This window comes from Pseudoteredinibacter isoporae, assembly GCF_040372805.1.
Lineage (GTDB): Bacteria > Pseudomonadota > Gammaproteobacteria > Pseudomonadales > Cellvibrionaceae > Pseudoteredinibacter > Pseudoteredinibacter isoporae_A.
In genome coordinates, this window is sequence record NZ_BAABWJ010000001.1 from 1 (window position 1) to 25,792 (window position 25,792).

23 protein-coding genes and 1 pseudogene are annotated in these 25,792 nt (G+C 46.9%); 2 read left to right on the forward strand and 22 right to left on the reverse strand.

Annotation, left to right across the window (positions count from 1 at the left end; genetic code table 11):
• Positions 1–112: pseudogene (locus tag ABWW03_RS00005) on the reverse strand (transposase); the annotation flags it as partial.
• Between the two features lie 662 nt (positions 113–774).
• Entirely contained in the window at positions 775–1,347 is a 573-nt protein-coding gene (locus tag ABWW03_RS00010; RefSeq protein ID WP_353405630.1) for a hypothetical protein, read from the reverse strand.
• 73 nt (positions 1,348–1,420) lie between these two features.
• Between ABWW03_RS00010 and ABWW03_RS00015 the strand changes: the two genes are divergently transcribed.
• Both ABWW03_RS00015 and ABWW03_RS00020 read left to right on the forward strand, forming a co-directional pair.
• Positions 1,421–2,158 (forward strand): helix-turn-helix transcriptional regulator, encoded by a 738-nt coding sequence (locus ABWW03_RS00015; RefSeq protein WP_353405631.1) that lies wholly within the window; start codon positions 1,421–1,423, stop codon positions 2,156–2,158.
• Between the two features lie 789 nt (positions 2,159–2,947).
• Positions 2,948–4,330: a Fic family protein gene (locus ABWW03_RS00020; RefSeq protein WP_353405632.1), complete on the forward strand. Its 1,383-nt coding sequence runs from the start codon at positions 2,948–2,950 to the stop codon at positions 4,328–4,330.
• Between the two features lie 216 nt (positions 4,331–4,546).
• Here the strand turns inward: ABWW03_RS00020 and lpxL are convergent, their stop codons facing one another.
• From lpxL to ABWW03_RS00120, 20 genes are all read right to left on the reverse strand, one after another.
• Complete coding sequence (gene lpxL / locus ABWW03_RS00025) at positions 4,547–5,464, reverse strand: LpxL/LpxP family Kdo(2)-lipid IV(A) lauroyl/palmitoleoyl acyltransferase (protein WP_353405633.1); 918 nt, start codon at positions 5,462–5,464, stop codon at positions 4,547–4,549.
• Positions 5,465–5,753: 289 nt separating this feature from the next.
• Positions 5,754–6,710, reverse strand: a complete 957-nt coding sequence (speB, locus tag ABWW03_RS00030; protein ID WP_353405634.1) for an agmatinase — start codon at positions 6,708–6,710, stop codon at positions 5,754–5,756.
• A gap of 22 nt (positions 6,711–6,732) precedes the next feature.
• On the reverse strand, positions 6,733–7,908 hold the full coding sequence (locus tag ABWW03_RS00035; protein WP_353405635.1) for an MFS transporter: 1,176 nt from the start codon (positions 7,906–7,908) through the stop codon (positions 6,733–6,735).
• A 79-nt stretch (positions 7,909–7,987) separates the two neighbouring features.
• Positions 7,988–8,842, reverse strand: a complete 855-nt coding sequence (locus ABWW03_RS00040) for a response regulator transcription factor (RefSeq protein WP_353405636.1) — start codon at positions 8,840–8,842, stop codon at positions 7,988–7,990.
• A gap of 56 nt (positions 8,843–8,898) precedes the next feature.
• A complete protein-coding gene (locus tag ABWW03_RS00045; protein ID WP_353405637.1) occupies positions 8,899–11,193 on the reverse strand; it encodes a TonB-dependent receptor in 2,295 nt (764 codons plus the stop codon).
• Between the two features lie 486 nt (positions 11,194–11,679).
• The gene (gene modC, locus ABWW03_RS00050; RefSeq protein WP_353405638.1) at positions 11,680–12,777 is read right to left on the reverse strand and encodes a molybdenum ABC transporter ATP-binding protein; all 1,098 of its coding nucleotides are present in this window, start codon (positions 12,775–12,777) and stop codon (positions 11,680–11,682) included.
• Between the two features lie 9 nt (positions 12,778–12,786).
• Complete coding sequence (gene modB, locus ABWW03_RS00055; RefSeq protein ID WP_353405639.1) at positions 12,787–13,488, reverse strand: molybdate ABC transporter permease subunit; 702 nt, start codon at positions 13,486–13,488, stop codon at positions 12,787–12,789.
• Between the two features lie 11 nt (positions 13,489–13,499).
• Entirely contained in the window at positions 13,500–14,426 is a 927-nt protein-coding gene (locus tag ABWW03_RS00060) for a peptidylprolyl isomerase (protein ID WP_353405640.1), read from the reverse strand.
• Between the two features lie 88 nt (positions 14,427–14,514).
• A complete protein-coding gene (locus tag ABWW03_RS00065) occupies positions 14,515–16,248 on the reverse strand; it encodes a hypothetical protein (RefSeq protein WP_353405641.1) in 1,734 nt (577 codons plus the stop codon).
• A gap of 852 nt (positions 16,249–17,100) precedes the next feature.
• Positions 17,101–17,628, reverse strand: a complete 528-nt coding sequence (locus ABWW03_RS00070) for a hypothetical protein (RefSeq protein ID WP_353405642.1) — start codon at positions 17,626–17,628, stop codon at positions 17,101–17,103.
• Positions 17,625–18,182: a type II secretion system protein GspM gene (gene gspM / locus ABWW03_RS00075; RefSeq protein WP_353405643.1), complete on the reverse strand. Its 558-nt coding sequence runs from the start codon at positions 18,180–18,182 to the stop codon at positions 17,625–17,627. Before gspM ends, ABWW03_RS00070 begins: the two co-directional genes overlap by 4 nt.
• Positions 18,179–19,213 (reverse strand): PilN domain-containing protein, encoded by a 1,035-nt coding sequence (locus tag ABWW03_RS00080; RefSeq protein ID WP_353405644.1) that lies wholly within the window; start codon positions 19,211–19,213, stop codon positions 18,179–18,181. Before ABWW03_RS00080 ends, gspM begins: the two co-directional genes overlap by 4 nt.
• Before the next feature lie 21 nt (positions 19,214–19,234).
• Complete coding sequence (locus ABWW03_RS00085; protein ID WP_353405645.1) at positions 19,235–20,176, reverse strand: hypothetical protein; 942 nt, start codon at positions 20,174–20,176, stop codon at positions 19,235–19,237.
• Positions 20,176–20,787, reverse strand: coding sequence for a prepilin-type N-terminal cleavage/methylation domain-containing protein (locus tag ABWW03_RS00090; protein ID WP_353405646.1), 612 nt, complete (start codon positions 20,785–20,787; stop codon positions 20,176–20,178). The genes ABWW03_RS00085 and ABWW03_RS00090 overlap by 1 nt, the downstream gene beginning before the upstream one ends.
• Positions 20,784–21,176 (reverse strand): type IV pilus modification PilV family protein, encoded by a 393-nt coding sequence (locus ABWW03_RS00095; RefSeq protein ID WP_353405647.1) that lies wholly within the window; start codon positions 21,174–21,176, stop codon positions 20,784–20,786. Before ABWW03_RS00095 ends, ABWW03_RS00090 begins: the two co-directional genes overlap by 4 nt.
• Positions 21,173–21,640 (reverse strand): GspH/FimT family pseudopilin, encoded by a 468-nt coding sequence (locus tag ABWW03_RS00100; RefSeq protein WP_353405648.1) that lies wholly within the window; start codon positions 21,638–21,640, stop codon positions 21,173–21,175. The genes ABWW03_RS00095 and ABWW03_RS00100 overlap by 4 nt, the downstream gene beginning before the upstream one ends.
• Before the next feature lie 18 nt (positions 21,641–21,658).
• Positions 21,659–22,072, reverse strand: a complete 414-nt coding sequence (gspG, locus tag ABWW03_RS00105; protein WP_353405649.1) for a type II secretion system major pseudopilin GspG — start codon at positions 22,070–22,072, stop codon at positions 21,659–21,661.
• A gap of 72 nt (positions 22,073–22,144) precedes the next feature.
• Complete coding sequence (locus tag ABWW03_RS00110) at positions 22,145–23,344, reverse strand: type II secretion system F family protein (protein ID WP_353405650.1); 1,200 nt, start codon at positions 23,342–23,344, stop codon at positions 22,145–22,147.
• Positions 23,345–23,346: 2 nt separating this feature from the next.
• Positions 23,347–25,092, reverse strand: coding sequence for a GspE/PulE family protein (locus tag ABWW03_RS00115; RefSeq protein WP_353405651.1), 1,746 nt, complete (start codon positions 25,090–25,092; stop codon positions 23,347–23,349).
• 59 nt (positions 25,093–25,151) lie between these two features.
• A complete protein-coding gene (locus ABWW03_RS00120; protein WP_353405652.1) occupies positions 25,152–25,745 on the reverse strand; it encodes a class I SAM-dependent methyltransferase in 594 nt (197 codons plus the stop codon).
• Positions 25,746–25,792 lie beyond the last annotated feature (47 nt).

A 25,792-nucleotide genomic window follows, 5' to 3' on the forward strand; every position in this document is an offset into this window, starting at 1 on the left:
ATCGATAATTTTCAAAATCTTTAAAGCCATACGTTCGTCTCGACATCATTTCCATTTCGTTGTGAAAGCCTTCTGTTATGCCATTGGTTTTGCTAAATCTCCACACTCTCAAAAACCCACCTGTAGGCAGTTTTTTTGCCTCAAATCAATATACTTATATAGTCCTTTCAAGACACATTTACCTAAAGAAGGGGTGATTAATAATTATCCGTCCCTATATGCAAGGAATCGGCTTTCTTTGACAGAGTTTTATAAGTGGCTAAAGAAAACGACCCAAGGTGGAAATCGTTTTGTCATACTACTGCCCAGTGCCTTAGAGGCCGTAAACGATCAAAAACGATTTCAATCATAAGATGACGGATTCGTCTTTGTCCGCCCACAAGACAAAGGAAGGTTTATTGATTACGAGCATCTAGAACGACTATGGAAAAACGTTCTTGAACGTTCTGACGTCCGTTATCGAAATCCGTATCAAACATGACACACCTATGCGAGCCAGTTACTCTCTGGTGGAGAGAACCTGCTATTTATTGCTGAGCAGATGGGGCATAAAACAACCGAAATAATTATGCGGCACTACGGGCGCTGGGTAGAACAAAGTCCTGATGAGAAGCGGCATGTTTTTGCATCGAAATTTGGGCAATAACATGTAGTAATTCAGACTCGATCTGACAGTTACCCATTTTTTAATCCCGGTGTTTGTCAGTTTAGATCTGAATTACTACATCTAAATTTCACCCTAATATTTTAGGTCCGCTTTTGAGTGTTAAGTTACTAGTTTGCAGGTAAAAAGCTCATGGTCCAGTTGGTTTCCCAAGTGGCACCATTATCAAAAGAGAATGCTTGTTCCCACTTAGGGTTTTTCTGTATGGAAGAGTCCCATTTAAATCTTATTTTTGTTTGAATCCCGTTCAAAACTTCTTCAGCATAAAATAAGCCGACTTTGTTCTTGAAGGAGCCGACAACTGGGGCATCCAGCTTGTTTGGCGATCGTCCGTCTAACCACCAAATTGACCACTTTTTTGTAGCTGAATCGTAAGAGCGTATAGCGACAGCCCGAAATGAATCATCAGGAAAGTGCAGGACATTGTCTTCTAGATTTCCATAACCTCCTAAAATCTTGGTCGTCGAAGAGCTTCCTTCAAATTCCAGCCATTCTTTCTTATCACTAAACATATTTTTGAGCCTTCGGTGTTTAACCTTCCATGTACCTAATTCAAAGTCAAAGTCTTTAGGGGCAATAGATTCTTCCTTGGAATATTGATGATTTATATCATTTGTTTTTTCTGCCATGGCTTGCATTCCAAAAATAAAAGAAATCAATAAAAGTAAGTAAGTTGTTTTCATTCTGTTTCGCTTAAAGTTATATGGGGAATGTAAGACTATTAACAATAGTGCCATTTTATGGCATATTAGGTTGATGAAAAGAGCGAATACTAACAGTCATTTAGCGAGATTAGATTTACTTGCTAGCATGCTTAAGTCGGATGATTTTTTGACTGCCAAAGACTTGTCCAAAGCCTTGGAAGTTTCTCAGCGAACTTTATTTCGTGATCTAAATATACTTAGGGAAAGGGGGCTACCTATAGATGCTGACAAAGGTAGAGGTGGAGGCGTCAGACTACACAGGAGTTGGGGGTTAGGAAAAATCAACCTTACGGATAGCGAAACAATTGATCTATTAATCAGTATCGCCATTTGTGAAAAAATGAACTCTCCGCTTTTTATGAAAAGCCTAAATTCAATACGGTACAAACTACTGGCATTGTTATCTCCTGAACAAAAAGAAAAAATCAGAAGTTTGCGTAATAGGGTATTGATTGGAAGTTCGGCATCGCCACAAGTGCATTCTTCATATGAGAAATCGGAGTTTCCAGACTGTGGGGAGGTTAATGCGGCTTTTGTTTATCAAAATCTATTGTCGATTAGCTACTCCGATGAAAAAAGAAACGAATCGAAGCGAATAATTGAGCCTCATTATTTATATTTCAACTACCCCGTGTGGTATATATTTTCCTGGGACCACCTAAGAGATGACTATAGAACTTTTCGAATTGACCGAATTCAGCAATCGCAAGTACTTGAAGAGCAATTTATATTAAAATCATATGAAGAGTTTTCTCATTTAATAGCAACAGATACCCCGACAATTCTTTAATATGGCTTCTCAGACTTTCTTGCTACCTGATAAATGAAAGTTTACCAAAGATGATTCAATGTCTGCTTATGTGTAGTGATTCTATTCTGGCTCTGTTGTCTGCAAGGTGAAATCAATGATCCTTCTCACCCCACCTTCGCGCAATTCATGAACGCATAAATACGTTTGAGTTCCACCTGACAGCACAACAAATATATCATTGAGTAGTAGTGGAGCAACATGCAGAAACCCATCCAGTTTTGCTTTCCCATACTCCTATTGATCAACCCAATACCTTTAGGGGGAGCATAAGTCTCTTCTAGACATGTCCTTATTTCGGTTTTTGCTTCTTCCTTGGCAAAAACAAACATTCGTGTGCTCAAATCAAACAGCTTCACACCGTGCGCACCACTTTAGATTAACCAAACTGATCACTATAGCTACCAATTTTCTTAATAATGGTAATTATAGTGACCACTTCCAAGCCGAAATAGAACTGAAGGCTCAAGGCTGGAAGGTTACTCTGTTTGATGATGTCTATGAAATAGACCCACACTCAATATCGACTGTCCCTAGTCCTAGGACTAGGGACAGTCTGTTTAAACGATCTTTTAGGCTGGCTACTTTCGCTGACCTGAATTATGGGTAAATATCCACTGCAACCCCTAAGCGGGCCTACCCATCACACTTGTCTTGACTGGCCGATAAATGGCCGATATATTGAAAGCCGCACCAAAAATGGCCGATAAATAGCAATCACGCTTGCTTATCGGCCAGGATTTGGCTGATAAACATTGAGAAGATAGAGCAATGGCCGATAAACAAGCGCTTTTAGACTACCTGAACCGCCAAGATCCTGTATGGCAGAGTGCATCAGAGATCAAATCGGCAATGGGTGACGTGGCCGATCGCAGTTTGAGGCGATGGCTGGTTGAGCTGGTGGAAAATGATCTGTTGGAACGCCGAGGCCAGAATAAGGGTACACAGTATCGTCGTTTGACGCCTCCCCTCCCTACACCACCTGCCAGTAGGGAGGATAGCCATGTAGGCTCATTCGATGAGATTTTTTCTCGCTCCAGTCTACAAGCATTGGAACAAGTCACTGCGCCTATTTATACCCGTCCTCCCGTCACCTATACAGAAGCCTGGGTAGAGAGTTACCGCCCCAATGAGACCTATTATCTAACAGCAGAACAACGGGAGACCCTACACCAGCAGGGTAAGCGCATGGGTATCCAGGGACGAGCAGGAACATATATCAAGAAAATATTCCAACGCCTGTTGATCGATTTGAGTTACAACTCTTCTCGCTTGGAGGGCAACACTTACAGCATTGCTGATACGGAGCAATTGCTGTTCCAGGGCATTAGCGCCGAAGGAAAAATGGACGAAGAGCGGTTGATGATTCTTAACCACAAAGAGGCCATCGAATATTTAGTTCGCAATATACAAACGCTAATACCTGATGAGGAGTGCATTCGCACGCTCCACTATTTACTGGCAGACAGTTTGGTAGCTCCAGGTGCGGCGGGCCATGTACGCGATGAAGGTATTGGAGTTTCTGGCACCACCTATGCCCCCCTGGAAGGCAAAGAGCGCCTGACAAGGTTGCTGATCAATATGCTTGATGCGGCACGTCAGATCAAAGATCCGTTTGAACAAAGCTTTTTCTTACTGGGGCATATATCGTACCTACAAGCTTTTGTTGATGTTAACAAACGCACCGCCCGCCTGGCCTGTATTATCCCTTTGATTGCAGAAGACTATGTGCCGCAATCATTTATAGATGTGGACAAGGATGCTTATTTAAAAGCAATCATCTGTTTCTATGAGTTAAACAACGTTGCTCCACTTGCGGAGCTTTACTGTTGGTCTTATATGCGATCCTGCCTGCATTTTGACAATCAGTTACAAGCAGTTGGTTTTGATGAGATTGCAGCTCTCTACCGCAGCCAACGGCGAGCGCTGGTTGTCGAGGTTGTTCGTCAACAATTATCGGCTGGAGTGATTCCTCATTTTTTACAAGCACAATTCCCTAAAGGAATTGCAGCTGAACACCGGGAGAAATTTTTACAGGATGTGCTGGAAGAAATAAGGCACCTGGATGTAGCTCGAATTGCGGGAATGGGGATTACCCGGAGGGAATGTGAGGCGTGGCTTGCAGTCGCTGGAGACTTGTCGACGCTAGCTTGAATTCACGAATAAGCCTGTAGAGCCGCAATAGAGCGCCAAAACTAAAAAGCCTCCCAAGCATTTGATTTTATTAAAAAATTTAAAACTCAAATGTGGTTCAAATCCTCTCCTGGGCACCATCTTCAAAGAAAGCCGATCCCTGAGATCGGCTTTTTTATGTCTGTTTTTCAGTCATCTCGCTGAGCCATAAACTCCCGGCGACCCAGCCAATCCAGCTCACGCTTTATACAACTTCCCTTTTCCGTCAGGCTGGGTTTTGAAGCGTCGATGTGTCCACATATATTGTGTGGGGGCTTTGCGTATATTGTGCTCAAGAGCCTGATTAATCAGCTCGGCATCTTTACGCTCATCACCGCTGGGGAATCCCTCAGGCGGGGCCTCGAACTCCATGGTATAGCAATCATTGTCGTCGTCGCGTCGATAGGACAGCATCAGTACCGGGGAATCATTGAATTTCACCAGCCTACTGGTGGCCGTGATTGTGGCTGCATTAACACCAAAAAACGGTACATACACGGAATGCTTTTCGCCGTAGTCCTGATCGGGTGGGTACCAAACAACATTCTCATTTTTCAAGGCACGAATAACCGCCCGCATATTGTCTCTGGGGATAACATCCTTCAGGATATTTTTGCGGCCTTTGAGAATAAAATGGTCCATCAATAGGTTGTTGTTGGGGCGGTATATCACAATGACGTCAGAGACGAGCGAAATCAATGCTGCGCCAAAATCCAGATGACTGTAGTGCGCACCGACTAATATTACGCCCTTGCCCTTAGCCTTCGCTTTCTCCAATAATTCAGCGCCGCGAATTTCAACTTTCGAATGAAATTTTTCAGGAGGATAATGGTAGGCATTAAAAGCTTCTATCATACCCAGTGCATTGTGATAAAAGACTTCCTTAACTCGCTTGCGCTGTTCTTCTTGATGCCACTCAGGAAAACACAACTCCAGATTTTTCTTTACAATTCGGCGTCGCTTACCCGCTAGAGTGTAAAGCAGGAACCCCAAGCCTTTAGCCAGCCCTTTTTGCACAGACCAGGGCAAGCGCACCAATAAATACATTGAACCCACTAATAACCAAACCGGCCAGTACTTGGGGTGATAAAAGTGCGTTGGCAGCTTATTTTCCATAAAATTTTGTCTCTCCCATCATCTTGCTTGGGATTATTGTAAATCAAGAGGGCCAAGAATTATAAATTTAGATCGCTCAGATTACAGGCAGGGAAGTAAACAGTGGGATGGATGGGGACAATAACACGACGATTGCCCATTGCTAAGCCCGGTCATTCCGGGCACCATATTCTTTTGAATTATTTATCTACTCGAACTTTCTACACTTCAGAGTCAGATTAAAAGTGGGAATTTCAACCGATAGTAATAAAAAGCCCCACCCTTTCCATGGTTGGAGCTTAGAAACCCTCTACCCTTTTTGAGGAGAGCAATGTTTATAGGCGTATAAACACAAAAGATCCAAGCCAATAGTCGCCGCCGCCAGCGCCGTTATCTCGCTCACATCATAGGCCGGTGCGACTTCTACCACATCCATGCCCACAACATTGATTCCCGCTAAGCCCCGAATGATTTTCAGAGCTTGATGGCTGGACAAGCCGCCAACCACAGGGGTACCGGTACCGGGCGCATAGGAGGGATCCAGGCAATCAATATCAAAACTGACATAGCACGGACGATCACCGACCGCTTGACGAATAGCCGCTACGGTTTTTTCGATACCTTCTTCATGCACCCATTCTGCCGTATACACATTAAAACCATGATTGTTGGGGTTAAAAAGGCGCATACCAACTTGAGCAGAGTGCTCCGGGTCAACGATGCCCTGCTTTGCCGCATGATAGAACATCGTGCCATGATCGATTCGTCCATCTTCATCTTCCCAGGTGTCGCTGTGAGCATCAAAATGAATCAAGGAAATAGGGCCATGCTTTTCAGCATGCGCCTTAATCACAGGATAAGTAGAAAAATGATCCCCGCCCAACATCAGCATTGCGGTACCCTGATCGAGGATACTCTTAGCGTGATGATAGATTTCGTCGGGAATTTGTTCTGGCCTACCAGAATCAAACGTGCAATCACCATAGTCCACGGCCGCTAAGTTATCGAACGGATCAAAACCCCACCCCATGACCGTACCCCAAGAAAGTGTTGAGGAAATCGCTCTGACGGCGCGTGGACCCATGCGAGCACCAGAGCGGTTAGACGTCGCCAAATCATAAGGCACTCCGGTGATCGCAACATCGACCCCGTTTAAATCTCGACTGTAACGCCGACGCATAAAACTGGTCGCTCCGGCAAAGGTTGCTTCTACGGTCGTGCCGTAAAGCCCTTCTCGAGTAAACGCTAGATCACTGGCTTGAGACATAATACTTTCCCTCACTCTTTCCTTACTTCGCACTGCCATTGGGCAGGTATTTTGCGACCCCTAACATGGGCAACAAACTCAACACAAAAAATACAATGGCGATAGAAATCAATGGCACATAACTGCCTTCGCCCAGAGTAAAACTGAAAATCAACGGCCCCATCGCATTCCCAATCAGATTACTGCATTGCCCGGCCGCAACGACAGAGCCACTTTTATCAAAACTCGCCTGCATACTGAGAAAAAACGGCCAACTAAAAGCCCAAGCCAGGGACCACACAACAACCCCAACAAAATAAGCCCAGCCAGCCCCCTGCAACAAGCAGAGCATAGATAACACCTGAACCAAAATACCGACACTCAGCGGGCGTAAAAACCCATGCTTATCACCCAGATAGTACACAAGCGCCGCCCCGGCGACGGCCAAAAAATTGGCCAGTGCCAGCACATCTCCCACTTGTTGATTGCCCAAACCATTGTGCAAGCCGAAGCGCTCGACGTAGGCATAGAAGCCCGCATTGGCGATCCCGTAAAAACACAGAGCAAATAACGAAAGCAGAGAAGGTTTACTGAGTAACAGAGCCAAATCACTTGAGCCCCATTCCCCCTTCATTTGAGGAGAAATGGCTTGAGGCAATGGGTAACTATTGAGTACTTTTGCGAAAAATACAAACAGAAGCTCCAAAAACAACAGCAACAACATCAAGCCGTTCAGGCCAAAACTCTGCAAAAATGCCGGTAATAAATAAAACGCCATTGCAGGCAATACAAATTGAAAGCCAATGTAGATACCATAACCCCGGCCCGCAATTGAAGAGCGAGCAATCGCGGCTGCCACAACAGCTTGTACCGCGCCGCCCCCCAGACCCGACATAAACCGGAAAAACAATAATTGATTTAACCCATCACTCAGCATCGACAACGCATCAAAAACCAACATCAGGAGCAAGCCCCAAAACGCAATCTGATGAAGCGAGCGATGTCGAACTTGAAAAGAAACAAACAGAGACATCAGAGCAATGCCCGCAAGGTTCGCGCTGGTTACCCAACCCGCCTGGCTTTCACTCAAACCTAGAAAATCGACATAAGCGCCCAATAAGACTGGCAATAACATCAATCCAGAGAGACCGATAACACCGAGTACACTAAGCAGGCATATACCGACAATGGAATCTGAGCGCAGTTGGCCAATTTGCATGTAATGCCCCGTTGTTAATTTTTATTATCTATTGACGAATTTGAGTGTAGCGAGAGGCTGTAGCGAACGATATACCCAATTAGGGTATTTTCATGTAGGCATCCAGTGGATCGATATCTTCTTCAAGATCAAGGCAGCTAAGCGAATCAATAAACAGATGAAACAACTCTGACTGTGACCCAATATCCAACTTTTTATAAATATGCTTTCTATGCAGCTTCACCGTTGAAATGGAAATGCCTAATCGATCAGCTGCAGACTGATTGGAATGCCCTTGAAGAATAAACCCCAGTGTTGCCATTTCCCGCTCAGTCAGAACCGAACTGCCAAACAAGGATAAGCCTCGAATCAACTCTTGATGCAAATGTCCGCGTGATGAACTGGGCTTGGTTTCAATACTACGCCAATGCTGTTCATTGAGTGCAATAACCACCGGTGCAACTGTTTTGATAAATTGCACCATCGCTTTTGAAAAAGTGCTGCCATCAGCTTCAGGGGTAAGCGAGATATGCAATGCATCACCATTCTGCAATGTCTGCACAAACGACAACTCATCTTCAGCCTTAATGGCTTTGTAGTAAAGATGATAAAATTCACTGTGCTTGTAATTATCGGGGGCAATTTCTCGCAGGCGATACACGCCGTTGGGAGCTTGATTTTCACTCAAACGATAATACGGGTCGAGAATATAAGGGCCACAGACATATTGCTCGATTTGCAAACGGTAGTCTTCTGCTTCGGTGTAGTCACTGTATACCGCGACCGGGGGTTCACCTTTGGGAAAATAAAGCACCAACGGGTGACTCATTTCAGGCAAAGCTGCCAGGCCCTGGCACAGAGAAGAATAGAACGACTCAGACCCCACGGACTGCACAGATTGCCCAAGAGCCTCGCTCCAAGCTGAAAACGGTTCGCTGTATTTTCTTGAAATCATATGTTTTCGGCAAACATCCACTCTCTGGCCAAGAGTAGGCCAGAGAGCGCTGAAAATCAAAAATTATAGCGCAGCGTCAAACCGTAAGTTGCTCCTTGCTGACGATAGACTGTACGCCCGGCAAAGCCGGTAAATGCATAAGTCTCAGACGCTTTGTCCTCCAGATTGCGCCCCCAGAAACTCAGTTGCCATTTGCCATCACTCTGCTCAACACTGACTCGTGCATTCAATGCACGCACGGGACCATATTGAGCATTGCTGTCAGCGAGCTGAGCGAATTGCTCATCAACCCAGCTGTAACTGCTCTGCAGGCGCATCATCAGCGTTTCACTTAGATCAAACTCGTAGGCCAGCAATCCGTTATAGCTCCATTGTGGTGCCTGGGACAGATCAGAACCGGCATTTAAAGGCGCGCCCAAGGCATCTACAAATCCACTGCCGGCCAATATCGCTGCATCATTAACACTGGGATCAGGATTGATACCTCTTAAGTTATTCAGGGTCGGGGCTTCCGTGACTTCCGCATCCAGATAAGACAGGCCTGCCTGAATGGTCAAACCATCCATCGGCAACCAATTCAGATCCATTTCAAAGCCTTGGGTTCGGGATTCTGGCACATTCGCTAGAGTCGTATCCACAACAGCCACGCCCAACAGATTTGAGAAATCATCAGATACAAAGGTGAGTAATGACTGACGATCGCTGTAATCCATTCGGAATATCGCGCCATTTAACTGCATACTGCCGTCAAAGCCTGTCCACTTAAAACCCAGTTCATAAGACAATACAGATTCAGGCCCGATGTAACTCCAAGCACTGCTATCAACTACGGCACCACCATAAAATATTCCGCTTTTATAACTGCTTGCGACATTGGCGAAGAGCAGAAGGTCTTCGTGAACAAACCAATCCAATCCAATTTTTCCCGTTACTGCTTCTTCATCATGGGATTCACGCAGAGTGGTTACCGGAAAGAGCTCGCCGAAACTCAGGTTATCGGCAGAACCATTAAACTGGCGATCGTCGTACGAGTAGCGTACACCAGCAATCAACTTCACCTCATCACTCAAATCCGTTTCTGTATGGACATACACACCGTAGGAATCCGTTTCTTGGACATAATCAGCAATAAAGAGGTCATCACCTCGATTGTTGATGTCAAATGGGTTCAGCACGCCATCGAATGCAACGGAGTCACTCAATAATATCGAATCATCAAATGAGTCTTTCACGTCGACCTCTTCACGAGAAACGTTGACACCCGCTATCCAACTAAAACTTTCCCCAATATCACCCACCAGACGTAATTCCTGGGACCATTGTTCCAACTCATTGTCCTGACTCAAATCCGTCGCGGAATGCGCTCCGCCGTCATAATTATCCAACACTTGGCGTTCGTAGCTGTCCCACGCCGTAATGGATACCAGATCAAACGCGTCGAAAGCGTAATTCACTTTTATCGAGAAACCCTGACCATTTTCATCACGGAATACTGGCAAATCCCCCACCGTAACTCGACTTGGGTCACGCGGAGAGTTCAATACAGAAAAGGAAGAATCACCCAAAACATCATCGACACCTTCAGCATGAGGAGATGCAGGTGTCGATTGATCCTGACTGTAATAGGCCTTAATCAGAACATCACCGTCACTCCCCAAATCGAAATCCAACAAGCCACGCAACACGGCGCGATCCTGATCACCAAACTCTCGCCCAGTGTTAATGTCGGTTTGCCAGCCGTCTCCTCTCACGCCGTTGAATGCCAGGCGCCCTCGCAGGCCATCACTTAATGGGCCGGAGACAACTGCGGTCAGTTCACGAGTATCGTGACGCGCAAGAGATAATTCGGCATAAGCTTCAAATTCATCGGTAGGCTTATTAGAAATAAAATTAATCGCTCCGCCGGTAGTGTTTTTACCATAAAGCGTGCCCTGCGGCCCCTTGAGCACCTCCACTCGTTCGACGTCAAACAACCGCCCACCCAAATAGGCAGGGCTACTGGCAAAGACCTCATCGGTATAGACACCAACCCCACTGCTATTATTTGCACTAAAGTCATCGAGGCCAATGCCACGAATCGCAAATATTGGGGTGCCGCCCGACGTTGCATTTACCGTAATCAAACCTGGTGTGTGATTACCCAAGTCGACGGGGCTGTCGACACCATAATCCTGCAGAGAATCTCCTGCGAACGCATTGGCGGAAACCCCAATATCGTTAACCGATTGACTTCGTTTCTGAGCGGTAACGACCACTTCTTCGATAACTGCGGCATAACTGGTACTACAGGCAAGGGTTACCCCCAAGCTTAACAGTGTTTTCAGCGAGGGCACGGCACTGGATTGGGACATGGAATCTCCTCAGTTTCGTTATTATGATGACTGATTGACAGTATTCCCCCAAGCTGAAGCCGACGGTACTACCCTAAGTGGGTAGCTTAGAAAGGAAGGCGAAAAAGCCTTTTAAAATAGCAACATAGCCTCAACACCGGCAAACGTTGACAGCCAGTAAATAGCCTACTGGCCGCATTCCTTTATCGTTTTTCCATCTTTCCTCGCCCATGGAATACCGATTGTTCTACGCCCGGCACTTACTATTTTTCCATTGGATTTAACGTTGCCCAGAACGGGGAAATGGTATATTTGAACATCGAGATTTCTATACGAGAAAGACGATGACAACAAGACACTCACTTCTCAACAAATGTGACGCTCCGCTCGCCCATCCTTCCCTGGACCCAAAAGGCTTTACAGACTTCTAATCTTGAATTCGTTTGGAGAAAAACTGAAAGGACATTAAATCAAAGGACAGGAAGTGCTCAGCTTGACGAAAAACTCTTATGCCACAATTGCAGCAGCTTTTATTTGAGCCCACAAGTCTACACCTACACTTAAATTCATTTCTTCCGCTGAGAAACGGCTTATGCTTGCCCAAAGGCGACGACCAGAAATATCCAAGAGAACGTCTACTGAAAAGTTATCATTCATAGCCTGGAGACTTATTATTTTCGCTGGCAACAGGTTCAGAATACTGCTGTGTTCCGGCTTGGTAAGTGTCAAACTGACATCTTTCGCAGCAATACACAGTCGAACCGTACTGCCTACAGGTACATCATTGTTTTTCACTCTGAGAGACAAGCCCCCTAAAGCAAGCTCTTGAAGCCCCCACTCATCAAGCTTTGCCCTCACAGAAGCTTCCAACACAACTTCCTTAGCCTGTGCGTTTTCTGAAGGAAACAACGCCTCGCTGACGTTTTCCCGAAGAGCGAAACGTTCCTGTGTGACCATCAATACTCGATCCGCCAAGCGCACTAGCTCGCGTTTGGAGTGAGTCACATAGAGAATACAACAATCATCCAAAGATTTGAGCCGTTCTATATAGGGCAGAATTTCTTCTTTGCGAGCATCATCGAGGGCAGAAAGAGGCTCGTCCAGCAACATAACCCGAGGCTTTAATAACAGAGCTCGAGTTAACGCGACTCGTTGTTTTTCTCCACCGGACAACTGTTCAGGAAAACGCTTCAGGCAATGTTCTATGCCCATCATTGCAATGACTTTTTTTGTTGAATCCTGTAACCAAAAACTTTTGGAAAAATGCTTCAAACGTCGCCTTAGAGCATAATTAATATTTTCTTGAGCGGTCAAATGGGGCAGCAGATTGTCTTCCTGCATCACATAGGCAAGTGAACGTTTATGCACTGGGATAAATACCCGCTCGGACTGCCACACCTCACCCGCCACATTAACATGGACATTTGGCGCTTGGAGCAAACCCGCAACACAGCGCAAAAGCGTTGTTTTCCCTGCACCAGATTCACCATAGATAGCACACAACCCTGACATAGGAATGTCGGCAGACAGAGACAAAGCAAACTGTTCGCTTACACGGTGATCAATATTGAGTTGCAAGATGGGATCTTGATCAGAACTGGCCAAAACGCACCCCTATTGCTTTTGGCCAGCTCTACTCAACTTCGGCCCAAGCGCAAACATGGACGACCCCGAGCCCGTAAAGCGATACATGGCAAAAAGTAAGAGAAAAGATACCGTTAGAAGTATTGCCGACAATTTATGAGCAGACTCATAATCACCCATCTCGACGTATTCATAGAGCAAAACCGACAACACTTGCGTTTCACCTGGGATATTTCCGCCGATCATTAGAACGACACCAAATTCACCAATAGTGTGAGCAAACCCAAGAATAGAGGCCGCAATAAAACCATCTTTAGCGAGTGGCAGCGTAACCGTGAAAAAACGGTCAATAGGTCCCGCCCCCATCGTAGCCGCCAGATCATTTGGTGCCTGACCTACGGCGTTGATGGCATTTTGGATGGGTTGGTATACGAATGGCAGGGAGTAGATGACAGAGCCGATGACCAGGCCTTCGAAGGTGAAGGCAAATTCAGTCCAATCAGTGTTTGCATTCAAAGCTACACTAAAAAAAACAAGGAGATAAAACCCAAGCACAGTGGGTGGTAAAACAAGGGGTAAAAATAAAATCGATTTAACGATAGAGCCAATAACTGACGGCAGTTTTTCAACTATCAAACTGAGTAAGGTGCATAGAAATACTAAAGAAATAGTAACAAGCCCAGCTAATTTTATCGTCAATAAAAGCGATTCGGTAAGCTGGGCTGAAATCATATTAAGCCAAGTTATTTCTCTGGTTTCACTACAGGCTTATCAAACAATCCAGCTTCTTCCAGTTGCTTGCCGTACTTTACGATAAGCTTATCCATCTGTTCTTTATCGATGGAAGATGCCGCCTCAGTACGCATATTGGTTACCAATCTTTCAATAAACGCCTTCTCTTGAACAGCTTGTAATTCAGCGATAATGCCACCCTTCACTTCATCAAAAGGCTGTTTGCTTGCAGGCTTTTTATCTAATAGCTTGATAACGTGATAGCCAAACTGCGATTTCACAACATCGGAAATATCTCCGACTTTCTCAAGTGCAAAAGCAGCTTGCTCAAATTCTTTAACCATTCGGCCGCGGCCAAATTCGCCGAGATTTCCTTGATTGCGGCCGACGGATTTATCTTCTGAATTCTCAACTGCTAGCTCAGTGAAATTTTCACCAGCGATAGCCCTTGAACGCAACTCTTTAGCAAAAACCAGAGCCTCTTCATGGCTACGCTCAACCGGCTTAATAAGGATATGTGCGGCTTGGATTAGCTCAGGAGTTGCAAAACGTTCATTTTCTGCCAAATAGGTTTCTTTTGCTCTTGCCTCCCAATCAGGGGTGCGATCCAAATCTCGCTGGGATAAGTCAAGCATCTGGGCCTTCATATTAGCTCGATCTTTTTCCATTAGGGCAACCCAGTTCAACAAATCATGATTCAGCCTTTGATTTGTTTTTGCTTCTTTGGATAACGCGCGGATTGAATAAATATTCTCAATCGTTTCTTTTAGAAATCCAGGACGAGCCATAATTCGGAATTTGTCAGCCTCGGGCAACCGCGTTTCGATATAGTTGTCAATGTCATCCGCTGTTACGGAAATACCATCTTTTTCCATTATCACCTGTGCATTAACAGAAATGGAAAATAAAGCCAGAAAAGCCGCAAAACATTTAAGCATAGAGATCACTCAAAACCTTTAAAAAACAAACTATAGATAAAAAAAACGCGGCCGAAGCCGCGTTTTTAATCAACAAATAACTCTACTATTAAGGAGTAGCGTTAGTGTTGGTGTAGTGGTGACCAATAGAGCCAGCGTAGTTAGCCAAAGCACCAGCAGAAGTCGCAGAGTTGTTAACATACTTCTGAACAGCAAAACCAATTACTGGCAAGCCATTTACGTTAGTAGCTCCATCAGTTTGAGTCTGACCAGAGAAGCTTACTCGGGCCCAACCATTATTGAAGCCGCTAGCTAAAGTAATACTCTTAGTAATGCGAGCAGAACCGCCTAACACACCCTTGTTATTGAAGTTCAAGATGTTGGACTCGGTACACAGAGCCAGAACATCTGGAGTAGTTACAGGGGCCGGAGAGAAGTCAAAACCAGTAGTAATCTGGTTAACACCTTCTTCGCGATCCCAGTAGTCAATAGTGATTTCTTCACAAGATTCTGTCTTAGTGTGATCCCAAGCTTTAGAGAAAGGGGCAACACCTTCAGTACGGTTCGCGGCAACCAACTTAGCAGCACCAGCAGTACTCAGGTTAACGAAGTCACGCTTAGTTGGGAAAGTGATAACCCAATCAGTAGCAGCATTCAAACCAGGCTCAAGAACATAATCATTAGCGATGGTTTGACGAGTCAATAGAGCAGACAATGCCTCTAGAGAACCCTGACCCAGGATTGCAGCAGGAGCAGCAGCACCAGCAGCAGGTACAGTTACAGCAGCCTGAGCTGTAGCAGCTGTCGCGATGTTAGTTACCAGGGAGTTACCACCACCGGAAACACGAGAGCCAGTTTTACCACGAACCACATCAACGTGTAACAAGCCACTACCGGTTTGGGTGCCAGTTGTAGCAGTCTGGCGAGCAGCCGCAACACCATCAAATGATACTGGAGCACCACCACGGTTGATAGTTGAAGACGAAACACCATCATCCACACCAGGCTCATCATCACCTGGGGTTGGGTGGTATGCATCATTCATAAAGCCGTCTACAGCAACAGCGTCAAACATAGCTGCAGTACCATCAGGTACATTGATGATTACACCGTAACCATATAAACCACCAGTAGGTGCGTCTAATTGGGTGTGAGTAGCTGCTTTAGCATCACCTGGAGTTGAATCATTGTCGGTGTAGAAGAAAGCACCGCCAGTGCGCCACATAGTTTCCAAGTCAGAACACTTACCTGGCACACCATTAACGTGCTTAATGGCAGCACGCAAAGCAGCACCAGTATAGGTGCCGGCACCAGTAAGAGCAGTAGTAGGAACAGCAGAACCTGTTGCCAAGATACTACCCATTTCGATAATTTCTACGTGACCTTCCAAAGTACGATCAATACCATTATTGATTGTATCGGCTTCTGCACCACCAGTTGCATACTTAGCAGTACGCATTGGAGCAGTAGTACCCAACTGACCTACAGCTTTCGCAGCCAGTGAATTAGGAACGGTACAAGAAGTATCACCAGTTTTCAGAACCGCACCGTCGCCTTCTTTAGTTACAACACCAGACCAGTGATCCTGCGGAGACAGGTACAGGTGGAAGTCCAAAGAATCCTGAGAGTTCATCGCATCTACAAAGCGAACCTTAACAGCTTTGTAAGTATCGGTAGTGTTAGCTACGGAAATGTAAGTATCGTTACCGCCATTAGCAGTATAGATAGGGTACATCAACAGCTGACCAGTACCGTCATGGTTCTGAGACATTTGAGCCTGAGCAGTAACGCCAGTGAAACCAGCCGCTGCCGCCAGCGCTAAAGGTAAAAGTTTTTTCTTCATTTATGTTGCTCCTAGGTTTACAACAATTTTAGTTTTCTCTTTAACACAACTGCATAAAGCACATTTATGCAGTACTCCCTACTGATAAAAACAGCGTACTGGGCGTTACCGCATAATCTACACAGCATGAGCCATGTAAACACGGGGGTGTAAAATAACATAGCGACTAGGGCTAAACAACTGAATTTTTTATCAATTCGCTGATTTAACCGCTTTTTTTGCCGCAATATGCAATTTCACACAAAACAGGTTTACGCAATAGCCAACTGGTTAAATTTTAGACTCCCAATTGGCACATAAACTCCCAAATTTTTGGGAAGTTTACTATGAACTGAAACCAACAAACCGGCCTCAACTCAATCCATAAACGAACGTTTTATGCATGACCTCAACAAATCTGTAACACAGAGATCAGTTTGCTTTTGAGCATTACGGAAGGCATCCACCTACCCGCAACTAACATTCGTTTTCAATTCTTTCCGAATTCTACACTCAAGCTAAAGCTTGGAGACATAGCGCTCTTAATATAGACCGCAATAAACGGAACTCAAGTATCTTTCTTATATATTACAGTTTTGTTTAAAGCCGTAAATTGATTGAGTTCAAGTCTTTATCTTTATTGAGCCGTACAGGCCTTTATACTCTTCAAACTCAACCCTTGGCCTATCTAAGGTTCAACAAACAACCTTTGAAACCGGAAGTCCATTCGGTTTAGCGCTAATCTTGTCAATCTAGCTGGCAAGCCTAGCCAGTTTTACAAACAAGTTCAAGTATAAATTGTAAGTCATTGATTTTTATATACTTAAAAACCAAACCTCAAACTTCAGAATCAAACTATTTTCGAGATCCTGCCTAGTTACCAGCCTTAGGCAACCGCCCAGCTTCAGTAATAGCCGAAACATCGGGCTGCTCTATATAAATGCTCTGATATTCCCCCAGACGGGAAAACTCAGCATACCCTTGCCCTAAGCGATGAAGCTTCCAATCCCCCAGTTTTTCACCGAGCACCAAACGAGTTTGATCCTTTAGACCGGAAACGAGCACCCCACCGCCATAAATACCCAAGAGTTTAATCTTACTCAAATCAGCAGAAGCAACTGGAGTTGGAGCCATGTCTTTTTCAGGCTCTACAGCTAACAGCTGCCTTCCTCGCCAAAATAACGGCCTGGTAGTAATTATACTGCTATCTTCAGCCGTTGCTTTTTCTGGTACGACCAGCGGCTGCATTGTATCCGCGGCCGGCAAAACTGGCCCAGGCACAGGCGTTGCCAGCACCTTATAAGTGCACCAAGCAAGTAATAATGTGAACCCCAGCACGCACAACAGCAAGATTTTTTTAGCGCCACTTTCCGGACCATCGACAAATAGCTTTTCGATCATGGCGTACGCCACCTTAATGCTTCCAAGGTAATTCTCATATTAACGCGCTGCTCATTACTGCGGGATCGACCAGGGCTCAGCTGCGCATTGCTGATGACAACAACGGGCTCCAGTAGAGCAAAGCTGTCCAGCATAGCTACCAGGGACGACATCGGACCATTCAAGGTCATGTTAATCGACAAACGCTGGAAACCATCGCCTTCCGACGACGGTAAAATCTGGCTTCCTGAGACAGTGAAGCCTTGCTCAACAGCAAGGTTTCGGACTTTTTGCTGTAAAGCGGCGGCAGCAACATCGGCCCCCCCCTGATCAGGGAAGACGAAACGCTGAATATCGGCTTCAGCGCGCGCATTAGCTTCTTGTAATTGCTCTTCTGCACGTTCAATTCCAACCAAACGGGCCATTAAGGGCTGGAAGCGATAAATGTCCTTACTGGACTGCATATAACTATTAAAGAAACCCAACCACAAGTAACACAAAACCAATACAGCCGTGCCCGCAATCAGCCCGATCAGCAATTGCGCTCTTCTTTGGGCATTCAACCGCTTACTCATTGACTCTCACCTTCAACACGCGTCGCCGACAACTGCATTTCAACGGTAAAGACTTCCTGCCCACTGGCCCTGTCTTTACGGATACCACCTCGTTGTTTTACTTGTTGGAAACTGTCATGGGAAGAAAGCTGCTGCATAAATTCGGCTGCATTGGTGGCGTATCCAGTCAGTTGAAGTTTGTTTTTATCGAGCCTGACATTACGAAACCAGACATCATCCTCAGCAAGACGAGTCAACTCAGACAGCAATGGGAGTAAACTGGGGCTTTCTATAAGCAGTGCCTCCACTTCGGCAAGCACGACATTTTTTTGGGCTAGGCTTTCTTTCAAAGCTACCGCTTTAGCTGAGCTCTGTTTCAAATTCACATATTGCTGCTCTACCTTTTCAGCCTGGATAGCCCGAGCCGAAGAAATAACGGCCGGAGCAAATAAAAGCAACAGGTAACTCGCCACTACAAGCACCGCCGTGCTTAGCAGGCGCCTTTTATAGCGCCCCTCTCGCTTATCAACAGCTTGGCCATCAAAACAAGCAACCCCAGAAGGCGTCATTGCCCAAATTTCGGTCTTACCAGCATCAATGGCGTTTTCCAATAGACAAGCATCAATATCTGCCTGTCTTGCCATCGCGACCTGTACCGTTATGGTTTCAGCATCACCTTGCTCAGCAAGCCAAGCATAGGTCGCCTCCTCTATCGCAAATGGGCAACTTGCCAACACCTCAAGGCGTACAACTTCCGCAAGCTCAACCTCTACAGCTACCGGCAGCTGTAAACTTTTGAACAGCACGATCTCATCGGGAAGGATAAAAGCATTCGCTTGCACTTTGGGAGCAGCAAGATTCTGTTTTTGCCCCAGGCGGTAATACCCCTCCTGCTCGACATCCAAAGAACGGACTCTCACGGTTTCAGCAAAAGCTCGACGCAGCGGCGACACCTGATTCCACAGCAAATCACGCCAGGCCAACTTTATATACCCAAAAGCCTGGCTTAAATCCAAACCAAAGAGAGATAGATCATTCGTTTCTATTTTCATGTCACGCTTATTTCTGGACCTCTAATTCGAACCAGATTGTTTAATTGACTGGGAAACCCTCATAGGCTCAGCTCGAATGATCTCCCATGGCACTGAATTCGTAAAACCTGCCGTATCCACCCACAATCGGCGCGTCATTATCTCTTGCTCAACGCGCAATTCAATATCCAGACGCACCAAAGTTGACGCATTCTGACCGAAAAAATCCGCATTGAACTCAGCATGATTGAGTAACTCCGAACTGTCCTCGGCCTCTGCGCGCATAGTTTCGTAGTTCAGCGCCACTTCCTGGTTCCCGTTCGCCAATACGCTCAATACTTCTATAGGCGAGCTGGATGGATCAACACCGCCACTAATAGAGCGCTCAACATAAATAACATCCTGCAATTTCTGCAACATCTCAAAGTTAAAACCATTCACCGCCAGTAAATCCGCAACTGACAATAAGCGGTCATGGCGAGGAACCGGCAAACCCAAGGCCTCATACTCCGCATGCAGGCCAGTGAATTCACCGCTGACCGGGCGACGCCAGTCAATCAAATTTTGAGACAATTCCAAAGCTCGCTCTGGCTCCATCTCCAATCTCACTGACAACAGCTGCGCCATTGCCTCCAAACCAACGGAGTTCAGATCAATCAGGCCCTTCACCGATACCATGCGGCCATTCGCAGCCACGCCAAACAACTCACTCTGCCAATGATAAGGGCCCCTTAACTCTTGCTGCTCTTCTTCAGCAAATTTGTAGTCCCTCAATAGCAGTTTTGCGGCACCATCAGCAAGTGCCTCATACTTGGCAAACTTACTCTGCAGCTGTACCTGTTTGACATCCATTCTGGCGCTATACAAAACGCCAGCAACCAAGAGCGACATGGCGGCAACCAGCCAGAGCACCATAACCAAAGCCAAACCTTGGTTTGCTTTTCTATCTGGCGTTCCAGGCTTATCGATACCCAAGCGCGACATCAGAAACTGGCCCTGGAACTGCTATTCAATACCAATACCATTTCAGGCCAATAGATCTTTTCACGTGCAATATTAAGCCTTAACAATTTGGGCAAAGTCATTGAATAGGCCCATTGCTCCGACCAATCGGACTGATGCCCCCCTCTATACCCGATCTCCAGCTCAGCTCCCTCATCGACCAACACGAACTTCTCAACCTGATCCCAGTCAGGTCGGCTGTTCGCATTTACATAGGGCGACATCTGTAATACCAGTGGCTTTTTCTCGCTATCGTCATCAACTGACAAGCGCATGATCTGCAAACCCGTCGCCGCCACATGATTCAATGGGGCCACCCAAATCAACTCATCTTTCTGACCACCAAAATAACTTTGCAAACCTCCAGAGCGCGGTACTGATGTCGCCTGGGTCAAACTTCTTTTCAGAAACGCCAAAGTTAAGCGCATCGACTCAGTTTTGATAATCTTGCGCTCTACCGCTTCTTGGCTTTGAGCAAAACTGCGCATGGCACTCACAGCCGCCAAGCTGATCAATGAGAGAACCGCTAAGGCAATCAACATCTCAACCAAAGTGAAGCCATATTCTCGATTCGTATTGTTTGGAGAAATCATTGCTCTGACTCCGCACCCAGCACTATAGATTCGAGTTGAAATTGGCGTTCTTTCTCACCATCGTGCCAAGAGACTCTCACTTCAATATTTTGCAGGGAACCCAAAGCCATGTTTTCAGGGTAATCACCCGAGTTCGGCTGGGCCACTACCTGCCAGGCATAGCCCCCGTCTGTTTCACCATTCTCCTGCATCCCCTCTATCGGGACGACCTGATAGTTGGCCAACAATGATTCAGCCAACACCGAGGCATAGGTATATTGCTCATCCAGATGAACGTTGCGGCTTGCCCCCGCGACAGCTTGATAAAGCGCCCCCAAACTGAATCCAAGCACAGCCATCGCCACCAGCATTTCAAGCAGAGAGAAGCCTCGGCACGCTTTGCGAATCATATAAATTCTTCATCCAAAGAGTGCTGACTTATTCGCCCAAATAGCCAGTCGACTTTTATTTGCATGCCCTTGCCGGTTTCATGTTCGATGCGCACATCCCCCCCACTGGAGCTGCCATCAGGGTAGAAGCGAATAACCGCCCGGCGATCATCGCCACTCAAGTCTCGAGCCGAAGTAATTTGCACCGAAAAACTTTCATCCAGTGTCTGTTGGAGCTTATCGTTTACAGAAATTTCTCGGGCATTAGCGTTGTATACCCAGTCCACGGAACGCCCTGTACTCAAGGCTTTAAATCGAGCCGCTTTCGTACTGCTGAGAATAGAGCGCACGGTATCACGATACTGCATGGCATCATACATACGCCCCATCGCCGGCAAAGCCGCACCGGCAGCAGCAGCCATAATCGCCAGAACCACCATAAGCTCAATAAGCGAAAAGCCTTCTATAACATGCCGGCGAGTCATTATCGTTGAGCCAAAGGATCAGTTACTGATATCAGAGCTGTCGCCCTCACCACCAGGCTGGCCATCTTCGCCGTAGGAAATAATTTCCATACCACCATTAGCCCCTGGGTATTTATATACAAAGTCACGCCCCCACGGATCCTGAGGTACTTCTTTTCCTTTCAAATAAGGTCCATTCCAACCCTTTGCGTTACTGGGCTTACTAACCAGAGCCTGAAGCCCTTCTTCAGAACTGGGGAAACGACCCACTTCCAATTTATAAATTTCCAGGCCGGATTCCAGATCTTTGATTTGAATGCCGGCAGTTTTGTGTTTAGCGCCATCCAACTGATCAAGAATGGCCGGGCCAACCAAGCCAGCAATCATTGCCAAAATTGCCAACACCACCAACAGCTCAATCAAAGTCATACCTTGAGCTTTGTTTGATTTCATAGTTTTTTTCACGGTTTCCATCCTTTTACTCTACAGCTTGATTTGCCACGACTTATCTCGGCGCGACAAGCCTTAAACCAGATTGTTAACGGAGATAATCCCCATCAAAATAGCGATAATAATAAGAGCAATAGCGCCGCCCATAAATAGAATTAACACAGGCTCGATAAAAGTTAGGGCTCGCTTTACCCCCACTTGAACATCGTCGTCATACACTCTGGCCAATTCCAACATCATTTCGTCAAGGCTGCCTGCCTCCTCGCCCACTCGAATGATTTGCACCACTTTGGGCGTGAAGCTGCCACTTGATTCCATCGTTGCCGATATACGGCCGCCCTGCTTGACCGCTGGCGGTAAATTCTCCAAGGATTCTTTTACGTGGCGATTACCCACCGTATTGATGCCAATCGTCAACGCCTGTAGCAGGGAGACACCACTCCCCAACAGAGTACCCACCGTGCGAGAAAAATTGGCCATCTCATACTTAAACAACACACCACCCAAGATCGGCAATCTGAGCAAAATTCCGTGCCAACGGTATTCACCTTCTTCAGTGTTAACCCAATGGCGAACGTACCAAACGGCGGCGGCGATCAGTAACAATAACAGCCACCACCAGCCTTTGATAAAATCACCCGCAGCAAGAACTCCTGCGGTCATCGCCGGCAATGCGTCCCCCATATCGGCAAAGAGGGATTCGAACTGCGGTACAACAAAGCCCAACATAAAAGCGATGGACAACACGGCCACGCCCATCAAAATACCCGGGTAAATCAGTGCCGAAACCACACTGGAGCGCACCTCCTTAGCATTCTCCAGATATTCGGTTAAATGTTGCAGCACATGGGAAAGATTGCCACTGGCCTCACCTGATCGGACCATATTGACATAAAAACCACCGAAATCGCGTTCGTACTGTTCCAGCCCGGTACTCAGTCCCTTTCCGCCTTTAACTGTTTTCAACAGCGCTTCCAACACCGCTTTGGGCTCATCTTCCTGACTCATATCGATCAGCACCTTCAATGCACGATCAATGGGCAGACCGGCACGCAGCAGTACGGACAATTCCGAAGTGAGATTCAGCACCTGCTCACGGGACAGCCGAACACTTGAGGGGTCAGCTTTGAGTTTCTGAGCACCCTCATTGACGGTTACCGGGGTCAATCCCTGCTGCCGGAGGCTGCGAACGGCCAGCTCCTTGCTGGTGGCGCTGATATTCCCATGCACCATCGCGCCCTGGCGATCCGCCGCTTTATAGGAAAACTCTGCCATGATCAGTTGCTCACACCGCCAGCATCAACGGCACGCAATTCGGCCCCCTGATCGTCATCACTTTGATCTTGTGTGACTCGCAACACTTCTTCAAGGGATGTTGCACCTTCGGCCACTTTGCGCAGACCATCCTCATACAGGGTGATCATGCCTTGTTGGCGGGCCTCTTGATGAAGGCGAGTCGCATCAGCGCCATCTAAAATGGCGCGGTGCATCTGACCGTCCATAACAAACAATTCATGAATCGCTGTTCGGCCACGATACCCCGTTTGCTTACAGGAAGGGCAACCCTTGCTGTGATAAATCGTATCCTGCCCATCTGGCATAAAGCGATTCAAGCCCGCTTCGCGCTTGGCCTGAGCGGATAACGTGACAGGCTCACGACACTCTTTACACAAGGTTCTGACCAGTCGCTGAGCCAGCACACCGTTCACCGATGACGTAATCAGGTAGCGTTCAACACCCATATCCTCTAATCGCGTGATAGCACCTGCCGCGGTATTAGTATGCAGAGTGGACAAAACCAAGTGGCCAGTGAGAGCAGACTGAACGCCGATCTGGGCGGTCTCGGTGTCACGCATCTCACCAATCATAATAATGTCTGGATCCTGACGCAGAATCGAGCGCAGTGCGGCCGCAAAGGTCAGATCAATCTGGCTTTGCACCTGAATCTGATTAATGCCTCGCAACTGATATTCCACCGGATCTTCTACGGTGATGATTTTAGAGGCCGCTGCATCCATGGACGCCAATGACGCGTACAGGGTCGTGGTTTTACCAGAACCGGTAGGGCCTGTGACCAGCAAGACACCATGAGGCCTGGCCAATAAATCGAGATAGACCTTCAAGGTATCTTCACTGAAGCCCATACTCTGCAAGCTGAGCTGGATACTCTGGCGATCCAGCACACGCATAACAATACTTTCGCCGTGAACCGTCGGCGTTGTCGATACACGTAAATCCAGTTCATGCCCTTTTACACGGGTCATGATACGACCATCCTGAGGCAGACGACGCTCGGCGATATTCAAACCCGCAAGCAGTTTGATCCGAGAGGCAATGGCCGCAGACAAATCAGGGGATGGAGGATCGGGCATATCCTGCAAGACACCATCAATTCGATAGCGCAGCTGCAGACCGTCATCAAAAGGCTCAATATGAATATCTGATGCGCCAAGATCCAGCGCCTGGTGAATAATCTGATTCACCACTCGGATAACCGGCGCTTCACTGGCCAAGTCACGCAGATGCTCGATAAATTCATCGTCGCCGACAAAGCTTTCACCGCCTTCTTCAAGCTCCTCGTCATCATCACTTTCGCGATACTTCAACAACGCCGCAGTAATGTCGCTGTCGAGGCCAAATTCGATGGTTACCGGGCGCCCCAATGCCAGTTTGAGCGCTTTATTAATAAAGGGGTCCTGAGGCACAGAGGCAGCAAACACCACTGCACCTTCGCGGCTCTCAACCGGAACCACGGAATTATTGAGCAAAAACTCTTCGGCCAGACCGTCCAGCTTGATCGCCTCTTCAGGATAATCATCGCTGCCAATCAGGCGTTTACCCAGCTGTTGGCCGAGTGCTTTTAGGAGATCCAGCTCTGAAATTAAGCCCAGGCTGACCAGCACCTGCCCCAAGTACCCCCCCATTTCTTCCTGGGCGGCCAGAGCACGGTCAATATCACGGCTGGATACCTTGCCGGCGGCCACTAACTGCTGGCCAATCTTTTGTTGCAGCTTATCTTCCACAGAGTCTTCTCAGTTCATTAGTCAGGGCATCTTGCCCGATTCGCGTACGCTTGGGCTGCTTACACACTCAAACGAAACAGCAGTCTTCTTAAAGACATCAAAACCTTGCGTTTTATCCGTCCACGCAAACGGCGTTGCGGTTTATGGAATACGCCTACAGTGTCGCCCCAGGCATGGCTGCATTCAGCTTCATGGGGTTCCCAATCTGTCGTCACCTCATCCAACCCTAAACCACCAAACTTGGCCAAGGCATGATAGCCGTCCGGGTAGAAGCGCCAGCAATCCTGAGGATAGCGGTGCTCAGGGCCACGTGAAGGGGCAATCAAGAGGATACGGCCACCCGGTTTCAGGGCTCGCTCCATTTCCATCCAGGTTTCCCAGAAGAACTCGATATGCTCAAAAGCCTGGCCGGAAATAATCACATCAGCACTGTTCGAGGGCAAAGGCCAGCGATAAGGGTTTGTCAGGACGATATCCACATTGGGGCCTTTTTCCAGGTCAATGCCGGTATATTGCCAATTTGGATTATCGAAAATAGGCTTATAGCTGCCGTTCACATCGTAACTGCCCAGATCATAAATGGTCAGTTTCTCGTCAGCGTCCAGGTATTTTTCGGCAACGCGCTTCATATGGTCATATGAGCTTATGTGCATCCATTACTCCTAAGATTCAAGGGTCGATCGCCATTTGAAATCGGTAC

Excerpts from the sequence above, each read along its gene's own strand:
- ABWW03_RS00010 (WP_353405630.1), bottom strand. The coding sequence starts at position 1,347 with ATGAAAACAACTTACTTACTTTTATTGATTTCTTTTATTTTTGGAATG.
- ABWW03_RS00015 (WP_353405631.1), top strand. The coding sequence starts at position 1,421 with ATGAAAAGAGCGAATACTAACAGTCATTTAGCGAGATTAGATTTACTT.
- ABWW03_RS00020 (WP_353405632.1), top strand. The coding sequence starts at position 2,948 with ATGGCCGATAAACAAGCGCTTTTAGACTACCTGAACCGCCAAGATCCT.
- lpxL (WP_353405633.1), bottom strand. The coding sequence starts at position 5,464 with ATGGAAAATAAGCTGCCAACGCACTTTTATCACCCCAAGTACTGGCCG.
- speB (WP_353405634.1), bottom strand. The coding sequence starts at position 6,710 with ATGTCTCAAGCCAGTGATCTAGCGTTTACTCGAGAAGGGCTTTACGGC.
- ABWW03_RS00035 (WP_353405635.1), bottom strand. The coding sequence starts at position 7,908 with ATGCAAATTGGCCAACTGCGCTCAGATTCCATTGTCGGTATATGCCTG.
- ABWW03_RS00040 (WP_353405636.1), bottom strand. The coding sequence starts at position 8,842 with ATGATTTCAAGAAAATACAGCGAACCGTTTTCAGCTTGGAGCGAGGCT.
- ABWW03_RS00045 (WP_353405637.1), bottom strand. The coding sequence starts at position 11,193 with ATGTCCCAATCCAGTGCCGTGCCCTCGCTGAAAACACTGTTAAGCTTG.
- modB (WP_353405639.1), bottom strand. The coding sequence starts at position 13,488 with ATGATTTCAGCCCAGCTTACCGAATCGCTTTTATTGACGATAAAATTA.
- ABWW03_RS00060 (WP_353405640.1), bottom strand. The coding sequence starts at position 14,426 with ATGCTTAAATGTTTTGCGGCTTTTCTGGCTTTATTTTCCATTTCTGTT.
- ABWW03_RS00065 (WP_353405641.1), bottom strand. The coding sequence starts at position 16,248 with ATGAAGAAAAAACTTTTACCTTTAGCGCTGGCGGCAGCGGCTGGTTTC.
- ABWW03_RS00070 (WP_353405642.1), bottom strand. The coding sequence starts at position 17,628 with ATGATCGAAAAGCTATTTGTCGATGGTCCGGAAAGTGGCGCTAAAAAA.
- gspM (WP_353405643.1), bottom strand. The coding sequence starts at position 18,182 with ATGAGTAAGCGGTTGAATGCCCAAAGAAGAGCGCAATTGCTGATCGGG.
- ABWW03_RS00080 (WP_353405644.1), bottom strand. The coding sequence starts at position 19,213 with ATGAAAATAGAAACGAATGATCTATCTCTCTTTGGTTTGGATTTAAGC.
- ABWW03_RS00085 (WP_353405645.1), bottom strand. The coding sequence starts at position 20,176 with ATGTCGCGCTTGGGTATCGATAAGCCTGGAACGCCAGATAGAAAAGCA.
- ABWW03_RS00090 (WP_353405646.1), bottom strand. The coding sequence starts at position 20,787 with ATGATTTCTCCAAACAATACGAATCGAGAATATGGCTTCACTTTGGTT.
- ABWW03_RS00095 (WP_353405647.1), bottom strand. The coding sequence starts at position 21,176 with ATGATTCGCAAAGCGTGCCGAGGCTTCTCTCTGCTTGAAATGCTGGTG.
- ABWW03_RS00100 (WP_353405648.1), bottom strand. The coding sequence starts at position 21,640 with ATGACTCGCCGGCATGTTATAGAAGGCTTTTCGCTTATTGAGCTTATG.
- gspG (WP_353405649.1), bottom strand. The coding sequence starts at position 22,072 with ATGAAATCAAACAAAGCTCAAGGTATGACTTTGATTGAGCTGTTGGTG.
- ABWW03_RS00110 (WP_353405650.1), bottom strand. The coding sequence starts at position 23,344 with ATGGCAGAGTTTTCCTATAAAGCGGCGGATCGCCAGGGCGCGATGGTG.
- ABWW03_RS00120 (WP_353405652.1), bottom strand. The coding sequence starts at position 25,745 with ATGCACATAAGCTCATATGACCATATGAAGCGCGTTGCCGAAAAATAC.